9 protein-coding genes are annotated in these 13386 nt (G+C 62.9%); 4 read left to right on the forward strand and 5 right to left on the reverse strand.

The genetic code is table 11. The features are described from left to right. Positions 1 to 51: 51 nt before the first annotated feature. Both I6A82_RS00830 and I6A82_RS00835 read right to left on the reverse strand, forming a co-directional pair. Positions 52 to 513 carry a hypothetical protein gene (locus I6A82_RS00830; protein ID WP_198093340.1) on the reverse strand — a complete coding sequence of 154 codons (462 nt, stop codon included), beginning with the start codon at positions 511 to 513 and terminating at the stop codon, positions 52 to 54. An 8-nt stretch (positions 514 to 521) separates the two neighbouring features. Continuing rightward, on the reverse strand, positions 522 to 1169 hold the full coding sequence (locus I6A82_RS00835; protein ID WP_198093341.1) for a histidine phosphatase family protein: 648 nt from the start codon (positions 1167 to 1169) through the stop codon (positions 522 to 524). Positions 1170 to 1298: 129 nt separating this feature from the next. On the opposite strand from I6A82_RS00835, the gene I6A82_RS00840 reads away from it, so the two are divergent. Both I6A82_RS00840 and dnaN read left to right on the forward strand, forming a co-directional pair. After that, positions 1299 to 1958, forward strand: coding sequence for an outer membrane protein (locus tag I6A82_RS00840; protein ID WP_187334598.1), 660 nt, complete (start codon positions 1299 to 1301; stop codon positions 1956 to 1958). Between the two features lie 163 nt (positions 1959 to 2121). Further along, positions 2122 to 3237: a DNA polymerase III subunit beta gene (dnaN, locus tag I6A82_RS00845; protein ID WP_187334599.1), complete on the forward strand. Its 1116-nt coding sequence runs from the start codon at positions 2122 to 2124 to the stop codon at positions 3235 to 3237. Between the two features lie 463 nt (positions 3238 to 3700). On the opposite strand, the gene I6A82_RS00850 is transcribed toward dnaN, so the two are convergent. Next, on the reverse strand, positions 3701 to 6976 hold the full coding sequence (locus tag I6A82_RS00850; RefSeq protein ID WP_198093342.1) for a type ISP restriction/modification enzyme: 3276 nt from the start codon (positions 6974 to 6976) through the stop codon (positions 3701 to 3703). Between the two features lie 429 nt (positions 6977 to 7405). Between I6A82_RS00850 and I6A82_RS00855 the strand changes: the two genes are divergently transcribed. Continuing rightward, entirely contained in the window at positions 7406 to 8308 is a 903-nt protein-coding gene (locus I6A82_RS00855; RefSeq protein ID WP_187334601.1) for a LysR substrate-binding domain-containing protein, read from the forward strand. A gap of 79 nt (positions 8309 to 8387) precedes the next feature. On the opposite strand, the gene I6A82_RS00860 is transcribed toward I6A82_RS00855, so the two are convergent. Together I6A82_RS00860 and typA are read right to left on the reverse strand one after the other, a co-directional pair. Continuing rightward, complete coding sequence (locus I6A82_RS00860; protein WP_198093343.1) at positions 8388 to 9740, reverse strand: PQQ-dependent sugar dehydrogenase; 1353 nt, start codon at positions 9738 to 9740, stop codon at positions 8388 to 8390. A gap of 313 nt (positions 9741 to 10053) precedes the next feature. Beyond that, positions 10054 to 11868 carry a translational GTPase TypA gene (gene typA / locus I6A82_RS00865; protein ID WP_198093344.1) on the reverse strand — a complete coding sequence of 605 codons (1815 nt, stop codon included), beginning with the start codon at positions 11866 to 11868 and terminating at the stop codon, positions 10054 to 10056. Between the two features lie 508 nt (positions 11869 to 12376). Here typA and I6A82_RS00870 point away from each other — a divergent pair. After that, positions 12377 to 13339 (forward strand): bile acid:sodium symporter family protein, encoded by a 963-nt coding sequence (locus I6A82_RS00870; protein WP_232343188.1) that lies wholly within the window; start codon positions 12377 to 12379, stop codon positions 13337 to 13339. The last annotated feature ends 47 nt before the right edge of the window (positions 13340 to 13386 follow it).

Consider the following 13386-nt stretch of genomic DNA (forward strand, 5'->3'; position numbering starts at 1 on the left):
GTCAATATACGTGTTCCGGCAGCGTTTGGGAAGCTGTGGCCTCGTGAGGCTCTATCGCGAAAGGCAGCTGAGCCGCGCGGCGTCGATCGCGCTGGGGCCGCCGGCGAGCGCATAAGCATCGACGATCGGGCGGCCCTGCATATCCGTGCCTTCGATGCTCATCGCATTGGCCATGCGTAGCGCGGAGAGGATCGCGCGGTCGGTTGCCGCCTTTGCGGCCAAGGCCTCACGCCCCTTGCCGGTCAGCCGGAACCGGCGGCCGCCCAGCGTCACCGTCAGGCTGGTTCCGGCGCGCCGCTCCCGGCTGAGGCGGGCATAGAAGCGAGGTAGCCCGCCTCTAGCGAACGCGAACCCCGCATAAGCGCGCGCCGTCTCGCTACCCGCAACGCGTTCGGGGCGGGCGATCGCATAGCATTCCTGTTCCTGAGCGAATGCCCCCCACCCTTCGAACACGCCGAGCGCTTCCTGCGCAGCTAGCGGCGTTGCCGTCAGGAGCGGCAGGAGGGCGAACATGGCGCGCCTCATCCCTTTTCGCCCTCACCTTTGCCCAGTACGATCACTTCTTCCACGCCATCCCGGATCATCACCATGCTGCCTTGCGGCAGGCCCGGCGCGATCGGCGCGTCGAAACCGTCCAGATCGGGCAGGCCGCACAGAATGCCGCGCAGCACGCGGCTGGTCATGCCATGGCTGATAATCAGCATATCGTTTTCGAATGCCTGATCCGCGATCCATGCATTGAGCCGCGCAGCGATATCACCATAGCTTTCCGCATCCTCGGGCAGCCGCACGAACAGCCGTTGCTGCACATCGATCACCGGTCCCTCGGCCATCAGATCGCGATAATAGCGGCCACCCCAGCTGCCCACATCGATCTCGGCGAGCCTCGGATCCGTTGTCGCCTCATGCCAGTCCCGCCCGATCGCTTCAGTGACGATGGCCAGCGTCTGAAGCGCGCGGCCGGTATCCGAAGCCACCAGATCGAGCGCTCCGTTCCATTCGCAGAGCCGGCGGGCCAGCCCGTCCCCCATCGCCAGCGCCTGCCGGAACCCGCGCGCGGTGAGCGGCGTATGCGCATGGGTTCCCTGAAGACGCCCGGCAGCGTTGAACACCGTCTCGCCATGCCGGGCGATAAACAGCCTTAATCCTTTTTTAATCAATTGTTTCACCCGACTTTGTGATCATTATGCAACAGGGTTTCGTTGTATCAGGTTCATGAAACAAACCGGCCAACCCCTCCGTTTTCCCGTCCGTGACACGCCCACAAAGGGCAGCACGAATAATAACGGAGTAACAAAATGCGTAAGATCTATCTCCCCCTCATTCTCGCCGCCGGTGCGGCTGCCACGCCTGCTCTTGCCCAGAGCGCGACCGCTGGCCCGTTCACCGGTCCGCGCGTCGAAGCCACCCTCGGCTATGACAATGTCACCGCCGGTAGCGATGTCGATAGCAATTTCGAGAATGACGACCAGTCGATCGACGGCCTGCTCTACGGTGCCGGCGTCGGGTACGACTTCAACGTCGGCGGCGTCGTCCTGGGCGTCGAGGGTGAATATACCGACAGCACCGCGAAGGTGGACTACAACAACCCCGATCCGAACACCTTCGGCTTCGGCCGCGTCGATGCGGGCCGTGACCTCTATGTCGGCGCGCGCGCCGGTGTGCTCGCCGATCCGCAGACGCTCGTTTATGTGAAGGGTGGCTATACCAATGCCCGCCTGAACCTGCTGGCGAACGATGGCGAGACCGAGCTGGATCGCAACTATGAGCTCGACGGCTTCCGCGTCGGTGCGGGTGTCGAGCGCGCCTTCACGCCGAACACCTTCGGCAAGATCGAGTATCGCTACTCGAACTATAGCTCGGCCGATTTCGGCACCGGCCAGTCGACCCTAGTGGACGACTTCAAGGTCGACACCGATCGGCATCAGGTGGCGGTCAGCGTCGGCTACCGCTTCTAACTCAGGCTTTATCCAAAGCCTTATCCACGCGTTTCGGCGCGTGAACGGAGGCCGGGGCGCTTGCCCCGGCCTTTTTTCATGGTAGGACACCCGGCAATCGCGCGCAGGGGGGACTCGGATTCCCACGCGCGCCAACGCCATAGCGGGGACAGAAGAGGGATCCATGAAAGCCACGATCGAGCGCGCCAGCCTGCTGAAGAGCCTGGGCCACGTCCAGTCGGTGGTCGAGCGCCGCAACACCATCCCGATCCTGTCCAACGTTCTGATCGAGGCGCGCGAAGGCGGCGGCCTGAAGCTGATGGCGACCGACCTCGATCTGCAGATCGTGGAGACCGCAGAGGCGCAGGTGGAGACGCCCGGCACCATCACCGTGAGCGCGCACACCCTGTTCGACATCGCCCGCAAGCTGCCCGACGGCAGCCAGGTGCGCTTCGAGGCGTCCGACGGGCGCATGGCGGTGCACGCCGGCCGCGCGCGCTTCTCTCTCGCCACCCTGCCGCGCGACGACTTCCCGGTGATCGCCGAGGGTGAGCTGCCGACCAGCTTCGAACTCAGCGCCCAAGACCTTGTCGCCATCATCGACAAGACGCGCTTTGCGATCTCCACCGAGGAGACGCGCTACTACCTCAACGGCATCTTCCTCCATGTGGCCGAGGACGGCGAGCCCGTGCTGAAGGCCGCGGCCACCGACGGCCACCGCCTGGCCCGCGTCACCCTGCCCCGCCCGGACGGCGCGGAGGGCATGCCCGACGTCATCGTGCCGCGCAAATGCGTGGGCGAGCTCAGGAAGCTGCTCGACGAGAACGGCGAGGCCCGCGTGCAGGTGGACCTCAGCGCCTCCAAGATCCGCTTCACCCTCGGCAACGCGGTGCTGACCAGCAAGCTCATCGACGGCACCTTCCCGGACTACAACCGCGTGATTCCCACCGGCAACGACAAGCTCCTGAAGATCGACCCCAAGAGCTTTGCCGAGGGTGTGGACCGCGTGGCCACCATCGCCACGGAGAAGACGCGTGCCGTCAAGATGGCGCTGGGCGCGGACAAGATCACGCTGTCCGTCACCAGCCCGGAGAACGGCACCGCGGCCGAGGAAGTGCCCGGCGCGTACAGCGCGGACGGGTTCGAGATCGGCTTCAACGCGCGGTACCTGCTGGACATCCTGGGCGAGATCGAGGGCGACAGCGTGGAGCTGCACCTGGCCGACGCCAGCGCCCCCACGCTGATCCGCGAAGGCGACAAGGCCCGCGCGCTGTACGTGCTGATGCCCATGCGCGTGTAACGCGCTGGACTGACACGCCGGGCCTGACCCACGCCCACTTCACACTGCTTCACACTGTCCAGAGGCGGAATGCTCCGCCCTTCCCGTCCCGCATCATTGCGAGCCACGCAAGGACGCAGAACGGACGCGCAGGCGTGGCGCATGACGAGGCGGGGCGATCGGTTCATAACGAGCCCACGATATAACCGATCCGGTACGCTGTAGGACAGCGCTTTGTGCAAGCGTCGGATGCTCCTCGAGAAGCTGGGCCCCGGATCAAGTCCGGGGCGACGGGAGGTTTTCCAGAAACTGACGCCTCCCCGATGACACCGTCACCCCGGCCCCCGGGCCGGGGTCCAGCTTCCTTCCATGCTGAAGAGATTGGACAGACGTAGCGGAGACTTCCACACACCCTCAGCGATAGAGGATCGTAATAGGCGCCACGGCGGGAAGATTTTCCGCGCTGCACGCCCCGGGCACGATCTTACCCCTCCGCCGCGTCCGTCTCCAGCGGCAGCACGATCTCCTTCATGATCCGGTCGGTCTCGATCAGGATTTTGACGATGTTCTGATAATGGCCGATATCGTCCCAGCTGAGCGCACGTCCCTTGCGGTCCTTCAGCCATTTCTGCGCAGGCTGATAGCCGCCGATGTAAAAGTCCCACGCCGCCTGCGGCACATCCGCGAAATATTGGTGCGGATTGATGTAGACGCGCCCATCCTTGTACTTCGGGTGGGCGGGCGCAACTTCGTCATTCGCCTCGTCCGGTCCGGCGCCTTCTGCGTTCATGAAGGGGAACGGCACATCGCCGATCGCGGCGGGTTCCATCAGGTGCAGGCGGCGCAACTGCTCGCCCTTTTCGCTGACATGCCGGAACAGTTCCGGGCTGGCCGGATAGGGGATGCGCGGAAAATCGACCTTGAGGAATTCGGCAAAGGTTTCCCGGTAATCGGGCGAATGCAGCACGCCGTAAATATAATCGAAAACCTTGATCTCGCTCGGCCGCGCATCGGCGGTGGGCGAGCGGAAATCGTCGTCCGGCCCGGCGGTGTTGGCTGGGTCGATCCCGGCGATCTTGCAGATGGCGGCGTAGAGTTTGGCGTCGAGATTTAGCGTGCGCGTGGTGGGGGCAAGAGCGTCCGCTTGGTCGGCTCTTTCGTCGGGGTATAGGTAAAGCGGAAAATTCACCGATTGAGTGCTACTTTCGGCAAATTTCGTTTCAGAAATTCTATCAGTCAGAAAGAAATGATCCGGAAAAGGATTTTTGTTGCTGCGCGCGGTGGCTAGTCCCAAATTCTGATGCCCATAGAAATGCGACATCACTCTTTCGCGACGATGAACTGCGACATGTGAATTGTAGATCGTCCATCGATTATCAAAGGGGCGGTAAGAAATCTGTGTAAGCTCGTTGCGAGCTTGTTCGACAGTTAGGTCTTTCTTAGCACTGAGATAATCCCACTGGGTGGTAGAGCATAGTCGGAAGCGTCGACGGGCATCCTGTTCGTCGGCCGAGCCAAGCAGTTGCGCGACTTTCAGTACGGCCTCCGCCGCATCCCAAGAAATTGCGAACTGATCTTGAGTTGTCACAATACCGGGAGCGGGTCGCCCATTTGGCGAAAAAAGTTCTGCGGTCGAAATTCCGTCCTGATAGATCTTTTCTAGTTTGGTGTCAGTGGGCTTAAACCTCCATGGATGGGACGCGGGACTAGCGTCTAAAAACCGCAAATTAGAAAGGGCGGACTCTCTTAGAGCTTTGTATTTTTCCTCTCGCTTTCCCCAAAAGTCGATATGCTTTATCGACGCTTTTTCCGGCTCTAAGACCTTATTATTTATTCTTTTGATGGCGACGATAATCGCTACACCCTGCTGAATATCGAAAACATTCTTATCCGAACTGCCGTCGGGGCAGATTTCTTTTCGTTTCGAATTTCCATGAAGATCAACGACGTAAATTGTGTCAAAGGTTTTTCTAAGATGATTGCGCATGTCGAGAAAAGTCGGATTATCCAAATAAGCGTGATTCGTGACGAAGCCGAGGACACCATGACCATTCTTCGAAATTGTGTTTTCGGCCATTCTGATGAATTTTACGTAGTCATCAGATAGCCATTTTGCCTGTGCCGGACGCTTAAGTTCCGGGCTTACCTTATAGTCAGCCATTAGGCTTTCTATCCACTCACCAAAATTTGATGAGTGTCCCGAATAAGGCGGATTGCCGATCACGCACATGATCGGTGTCTGGCGCTTCACCTCGCTCGCGCCGCGCGCCTCGTCCGCCAGCTGCTGGAAGAACAGGTCTGGGACGTCGCGCTCGCCCGGCTCCAGCGCGTTGGTGAGCCAGACGGACAGGCGCGGCGGCCACTGCTTGCCCGCGGGCCAGTCCGTCGGCGGCTTGCCTTCGCTCGGCACGTAGCCGCTCTCGGTCAGCTGCATGTCCAGCTTCATGTGGCACATGGCGTAGCTGGCCATCAGCAGCTCGAACCCATGCAGGCGCGGCAGCAGCTCCTGCTCCACATAGGAACTCCATTTGCCCGGCGCGCGCGCCTTCACCCGGTCCGCGATGGTCTGCACCGCCTTGGCCAGAAACGTGCCCGTGCCCGTCGCCGGATCGAGAATCTGGACGCGGTGAACGTCCTTCTTGATTGTGACGGGTTTGCCCTTGCGATCGGTCTCTCCTGTGTCCCAGTCCACCGTCACCTTGCCGGTATCGGCCAGGCCGTCGGCGATGCCGAATTCCGTTTTCAGCACATCGTCCACCGCGCGCACGATGAAATCGACCACCGGTTCGGGCGTGTACCAGACGCCCCGCGCCTTGCGCTTGGCCGGATTATAGGCGGCCAGGAAGGTCTCGTAGAAGTGGATGAAAGGATCGTTGCGCGCGGTGAACTTGCCGAAATCGGCAAACAGCGAATGCGGATCGCTGGCGCGCAGCACCTCGGCCAGATCGTCCACGATGTAGCGCAGCCTGTCCGGGATATCATAGCCCGCGACATATTGAAAAAGGCCGCGCAGGAAGGGGTTGGACTTGGGCAGCTTTTCCAGCGCCTCCTGCCGGCTGAACGTGTCCAGCGTATCATCGTGCAGCCGTGCGGCGAACATGCCGTATGTGATCGTCTCGGCATAGATATCGGCAAATTCGGGCGGGGTCAGGTTGGGGAGCAGATTGTCCTTGAAGTTGGTGAACTGCCGCCCGAGCGCGCTCTGGAAATCGGGATCGTCCTTCAGCGCGATGCCGACCTCATCCTTGATGATCGCCGCCTTGCCCGCCATCATTTCCGCGAGCTTTTGCGCGCTACGGATGCTGACCGGCTTCTGCTCGGCAAACAGGCGCAGCTGGCGCTCTAGCTCGTCGAACTGTTCGGGCCGTGGATTGAGGCCGCCCAGATCGCCCATGAAATCGGCGATGGAGGTGTGGTGCACAACCTCCTTGTTGCGGATGAATTCGAAGTCGACGCCGTTGGTGTAGATGAGGTTGGGGTAGGCGTTTTCGTAGCGCTTGCGCTGTTCGACCGAATAGCCCTTCAGCTTGATGACGTCCTTGTCGATATCCTTCGCCTCGGCCCAGCCGAAGGCGATGCCGTCCCGCTGGAACAGGAAATCGGGCATGCCACCTTCGGAGCGCTTGGGTTCGTTCACCACCTCGATGGCGGGATCGATCGACTGGAACAGGCCCTGCAGTGCGGCACGATAGCTGTGCTCGGTCGCGTGGCCGGTGGCATAGGTGCTGCGCACCACTTCCAGATATTGCGCAATGTCCATGGCTTACCCTCCCCTTACCCCATGCCTCATGGCGCGGGCGGGCGGGCGGTGCAAGCGGAGGTGGTGCGTTGGCCGCGATGCCCCCATGCAACGCTTGCCGGGCAATCGCAGCGGGGCGGGCTGCTGCCCTTCCGCTCCGATTGCCTCATGCTCTAGGGGGGTGGTTTGGGGCATGGCGGGCCACCCAAAGCCGTCCGTTAAGACTAAATGCCATGCCCCAATTTGTCGGACGGCACCCCGCAGGGAGAAGGGGTGGGAAGCAAGGCGCCGTCCTAGCGCGCTTTTTCGTTTGAGGTCCGGCGGTATCGGGGGCTGCCCGTCCGCCGGTTTCGATCTGCTCCTCGTTCCCCCAACAGATGGCGGCTGGCGCGTCATAAGACCAATCGAAACAGCGCTGGCCAAACGATAGAATTTATCTATCGTGTGGGCATGGTATCCATCCGTCAGCTCGAATATCTCATCGGTGTGGCGGAGGAGGGGCATTTCGGCCGCGCGGCGGAGCGGCTCAACGTCTCGCAGCCCACGCTCAGCCACCAGCTGAAGGCGCTGGAGGAGCGGCTGGGCACCGCGCTTCTGGACCGCGCGGGCCGCGGCGTCTCCGTCACCCCCGCGGGGCGCGAAATCGTGGACCGCGCGCGCGCCGTATTGCGCGAGGTGCAGGAGCTGAAACATGTCGCCGCCCTCGCCGCGAGCGGGCCGCTGGGGCGCGTGCGCTTCGGCGTCAGCCCCACGCTCGGCCCCTATCTGATGCCGCAGGTGATCGCATCGCTGCACCGCGACGTGCCGGACCTGAAGCTCCTGATCCGCGAAGGCATTCCGGACCGGCAGATCGGCGAGATTGCGCATGGCGGGATCGACATGATCCTGGCGCCGATGCCGGTGCGCGGGGAACATCTGCATGTCGAGCATCTGTTCGACGAGCCGCTGGCGGTGATCGCCCCGCCGGAGCATCCCTTCGTGAAGCGCGACTCCATCGCGCTGGGGGAGCTGGCGGGGGCCACCTTCGTCACCATCGACCGGCGGCACAATTATCACCGCGCGATCGAGCGGTTGTGCGAGCGCAGCGGGGCGGTGCTAATGGGCGATTATGAGGGCACGAGCCTCGACAGCCTGCGCCAGATGGTGGGATCGGGCGTGGGCCTTGCGCTGCTGCCCGAGCTCTATCTGCGCTCCGAAGCAAGCGGCAAGGACATGGTGCGGCGCCTCAACATCGAACGCTGGAGCGAACGCCGCTCCATCGCCGCGGTGTGGCGCAAGAACGCCGCCTATGCGGACGTCTACGCCGAAATCGCCCGCCGCATCGCCGACCAGGCACGGGTGGAACTGGCTTGAGGGGATAGAGATTCAGGCCACAACGCCATGTGTCTTGGCTGGTCGATCGGCGCGCCGCCCGATGGCGCGCCGGCCGAACTCAGTTCGCCTTGCCCACTCGGAACAGTTCACCGTCGAAATCCAGGATGTAGACCAGGCCGTCGCCGCCGACCGTGAAGGCCACCGGATTGTCGATCGTCCCCACTTCCGGCTGGAAATCGTCGCTGCGGTTTTCGACATTGTTCATGTCCAGCGTAGTGCCGCTGACGAAGTCGCCCGAATAGTTCCAGATATTGCCATTGGCGAAATCGGCGAACAGATATTTGAGGCCAGGATAGCCACTGGCGCGCACGCCCATGATGATCGAATTGCCCTCGAACCAGCCTGAGCCATGGCGATATTGCAGCACCGGGTTTGTCAGCATGCTTGTGGTGGAACCTTGATAGGGCAGCGTCCCTTCGCGCACCGGCCAGCCGAAATTGGTCAGCGCGCCATCGGTGGTGCTCAACCAGTCGATCTCTTCGACCTTGTCTTGCCCCACATCGCCGATGAGCAGATTATTGCCATCGAAGGTAGCGCGGAAGGGATTGCGCAGGCCCAGCGCATAAACGGTGGGATCGCCGCCCGATCGCACGGTGTAGGGATTGCCCACCGCAGGAGAGAGTTGAAAATTCCTGGGTACCGAGGCGCCTGCATAAGGATCGGCATCGTAACGGAAGCGAAGGATCTTACCCAGTTTGGACTGCGGGTTCTGCGCATTGCCTTCCGGGTCCCCGGCTCCGCCACCATCGCCGGTGGCAACATACAGGTTGCCATCGGGACCGAACGTCATCCAGCCACCATAATGATTGGTATAGGTCGGGTGAGGGATGGCGTAGTTCGTTACGCCGTCCCGGCTGGTCCCGCCGGTTGCGTAGATCGTTCGCAGTTCGATATCGCCATTTTGCGCCACAGCGAACACGATCATGCCGCTAAAATTGGCAAAATCCGGCGTAGGTGCCATGCCGAGAAGCCCCCCTTCGCCAGCGGTACTGATGTCCGTGACGGTGGTTGCCAGCGTTTTAACGCCCGACATATCGACAGAATAGATGCGGCCGCCCTTCTCGCTCACGAAAAGCCGGTTCGATCCCGGAACCGGCGTAACGAAAGTAGGCTGGTTGAAGCCGGTGGCCACCCGCGTGACCGCGATGCCCTCTTTGTCATTGGTTACGGTAATCTCGACGGTCTTACGGGCGGTCTCCCGTCCATCGCTGACGCTTACCTCCACCACATAAATATTGTCGAGGTTGGCATCGCGCGGTCGCTCGTAGTTCGGCGCGGCCTTGAACACGAGGTCTGAGCCGGTAATAGAAAAGAGGCTGGCATCCGCCCCGCCCGAGACCGAATAGGTCAGGCTGTCGCCATTCTGATCGCGCCCGTCGATCCGATAGGCAGTCGCATTATTCTCCACCACTTTCGCAGTGCTGCCCGATGCAATCGTCGGAGCGATATTAGCGGCCGGGGGCGGAGGTGGCGGAGTTGAACCGCTGTCGCTTCCGCCACAGGCGGCAAGGAGCACGGGAAGCGCCAGGGGCGTGGCATGAAGCCAATGTAGTCTGTTCTTCATACTCGACGACTAACGTCGGACGATATCCTTGTCGATCAAGTCTATCGAATAGTTTTACCTGCAAGTTCGGCAAACGATCGCCGTGAAACCGTTCAGCGGACTGACCGGTTTCGCCCTTTGCCCCTTCCCGCATAGGCGGGAAGGGGCCCGGAGCCTTGAGTCAGGCCGCTTTCTTGCGGCTCGCTTTCTTGCGTTCGTTGGGGTCGAGGATCGCCTTGCGCAGGCGGATGCTCTGGGGGGTTACCTCGACCATCTCGTCATCGTCGATATAGGCGATGGCCTGTTCCAGCGTCATGCGGGTGGGCGGGGTCAGGCGGATGGCGTCGTCCTTGCCGGTGGAACGGAAGTTGGTGAGCTGCTTGGATTTCAGCGGGTTCACTTCCAGATCGTCCGGCTTGGCGTTCTCGCCGATCACCATGCCTTCATAGACCTTTTCCTGCGGGCTGACGAACAGGATGCCGCGCTCTTCCAGCGCGTTCAGCGCATAGCCGACCGCTTCGCCCGTGGAGTTGGAGATCAGCACGCCGTTCTGACGGCCGCCGACGGCACCCTTATAGGGCCCGTACTTCTCGAACAGGCGGTTCATGATGCCCGTGCCGCGCGTGTCGGACAGGAATTCGCCATGATAGCCGATGAGACCGCGGCTGGGGGCGGAGAAGGTGATGCGCGTCTTGCCGACGCCGGAGGGCCGCATCTCGGTCATCTCCGCCTTGCGGCGCTGCATCTTCTCCACAACCGTGCCGGAATGTTCGTCGTCCACGTCGATGACGACGGTTTCATAGGGCTCCTCGCGGCCCTCGGGCCCATCGCGGAACAGCACGCGCGGACGGCTGATGCCGAGCTCGAAGCCCTCGCGGCGCATGGTCTCGATGACGACGCCGAGCTGCAGTTCGCCGCGGCCCGCGACTTCGAAGCTGTCCTTGTCGGCGGCTTCGGTCACGCGGATGGCGACGTTGGTTTCCGCTTCGCGCATCAGGCGATCGCGGATCATGCGGCTGGTCACCTTGTCGCCCTCGCGGCCCGCAAAGGGGCTGTCGTTCACGGCGAAGCGCATGGCGAGCGTCGGCGGATCGATCGGCTGCGCGGCGATCGGATCGGTGACGTCCGGCTGGCAGATGGTGTTGGCGACGGTCGCGTCTTCCAGGCCGGCAAGCGCGATGATGTCACCGGCGCGCGCCTCTTCCACGGGCACGCGTTCCAGGCCGCGGAAGCTCATCAGCTTGGTCGCGCGGCCGCTCTCGATCAGCTTGCCCTCACGGTCGATCGCCTTGATCGGATCGTTGACGCGGATGGTGCCGGACTGGACGCGGCCGGTCAGCACGCGGCCCATGAAATTGTCGCGATCGAGCAGGGTGGCGAGGAACTTGAACGGACCGTTCTCGTCCAGGCCGGGAGCGGGCACATGATCGCGGATCAGCTGGAACATCGGGTCCAGCGTGCCCTCGCGCGCGTCGATATCTTCGCTGGCATAGCCGTTGCGGCCCGAGGCGTAGAGCACCGGGAATTCCAGCTGCTCGTCATTGGCGCCCAGGTTCACGAACAGGTCGAACACCTCGTCCAGCACTTCGGAGGGGCGGCCGTCGGGACGGTCGATCTTGTTGACGACAACAATGGGCTTAAGGCCCAGCGCCAGCGCCTTGCCGGTGACGAACTTGGTCTGCGGCATCGCGCCCTCGGCGCTGTCGACCAGCAGGATCACGCCGTCGACCATGGAAAGGATGCGCTCCACCTCGGCGCCGAAATCGGCGTGGCCGGGCGTATCGACGATGTTGATGCGCAGGCCTTCCCACTCGATCGACGTCGGCTTGGCGAGGATGGTGATCCCGCGTTCCTTTTCCAGATCGTTCGAATCCATCGCGCGCTCCTCGACGCGCTGGTTGTCACGGAAGGTACCGGACTGACGGAAGAGCTGGTCGACGAGGGTGGTCTTGCCGTGGTCAACGTGCGCGATGATCGCAATGTTGCGAAGGGACATGGGGGCGGGCCTTGGAAATGAGAGGGGTGCGGCGGGCGCGCATCGCCCGCATCTCGCACGCACGGCGCCCATAGCGCCTATGCTGCGCTGCGACAAGGGGCGTTGGGGTGGATGTTGCGGGAGAGGAGCCCTTCGCCCCACTCCGTAAGTCCTGAGCTTGTCGAAGGACGTCTATCGGGCGAGCGCCACGCGCTTGGGAGAAGCGCCGTTGGCCCTGCGGGCCGTCTGCGACTCCGACAGGCTCAGGGCTACGGGCTTTTCTCTTTTCCTACCTCACCCCCATTCCGTTAGTCCTGCGCTCGTCGAAGGATGCCCCGCGGCGGCTAACCATCGTCATTGCGAGGAGCGCAGCGACGCGGCAATCCAGAGCCCCGCAGCGCTGCAACGGCCCTGGATTGCTTCGTCGCCTACGGCTCCTCGCAATGACGTACAGTCTTGAAGGCAATGGGCGGCGTTGACGGCAACAGACTTGCGCTCCCTCCGCCCCGCCGCCACAGCGCGCTAGCCCATGATGCTCCTGCGCGCCTTTACCGATCGCTTCGTGCTGCTGCTGTTCGCCACCGTGCTGCTGGCGAGCGTGCTGCCGGTGAGCGGGCGCTCCGCGGAGATTGCCAGCATCGTCAGCTCGGCGGCGATCTTTCTGCTGTTCCTGCTCCACGGCCTGCGCCTGCCGCGCGAGGAGCTGGGCCGCGCGCTGAAGAACTGGAAGCTGCAGGCGGCGCTGTTCGTGTTCGTGTTCGCGGTGATGGCGGGCGCGGGCTACGGCCTGTCGCACCTTGCCATGATCTGGCTGCCCACCGATCTGGCGCTGGGCCTCCTGTTCCTCGGCACCCTGCCCTCCACCGTGCAATCGGCCACCGCCTATTCGAGCCTTGCGGGCGGCAATGTCGCCGCTTCCGTGGTGGCCGCGGCGCTGCTCAACCTCGTCGGCGTGGTGCTGACGCCGATCCTGTTCGCCGCGCTGGCCAGTACGGCGGGCGTCAGCGTGACGGGCGATGCGGTGATCCGCATCATGACCATCCTGCTCCTGCCCTTCGCGCTCGGCCAGATCCTGCAGAAATGGCTGCGCCCGCTGGTGGCCGAACGCAAGGCGCTGGTCACCTGGATGGACCGCAGCGCCATCGCCATCGCGGTTTATGTCGCCTTTTCGGGCGCGGTGGTGGACGGCGCGCTGGGAAAGGTGAGCGCGGGCGAATTTGCCGTGTTGGGCGCAGCGATCGCCGCGTTCCTGTCCTTCGGCTTCGGCGGCGCGTGGCTCGTCGGTGGGCTTCTGCGGCTGGACGGGCCGGACCGGCGCACGATGCTGTTTTCCGGCGCACAGAAATCGATCGCCATCGGCGCCCCGCTCGCCGCGATCCTGTTCAGCGCGGACCGGGCGGGCATCATCCTGCTGCCGGTGCTGATCTATCACCTCTCGCAGCTGGTACTGAGCGCCCCGCTGGCGGCAAGATTGGGTGAGCGGGCCGCCTAGCACATCGTCATTGCGAGGCCGCAGGCCGAAGCAATCCAGGGCCGCCG

The sequence above is a fragment of the Novosphingopyxis sp. YJ-S2-01 genome (assembly GCF_016093175.1).
Lineage (GTDB): Bacteria > Pseudomonadota > Alphaproteobacteria > Sphingomonadales > Sphingomonadaceae > Novosphingopyxis > Novosphingopyxis iocasae.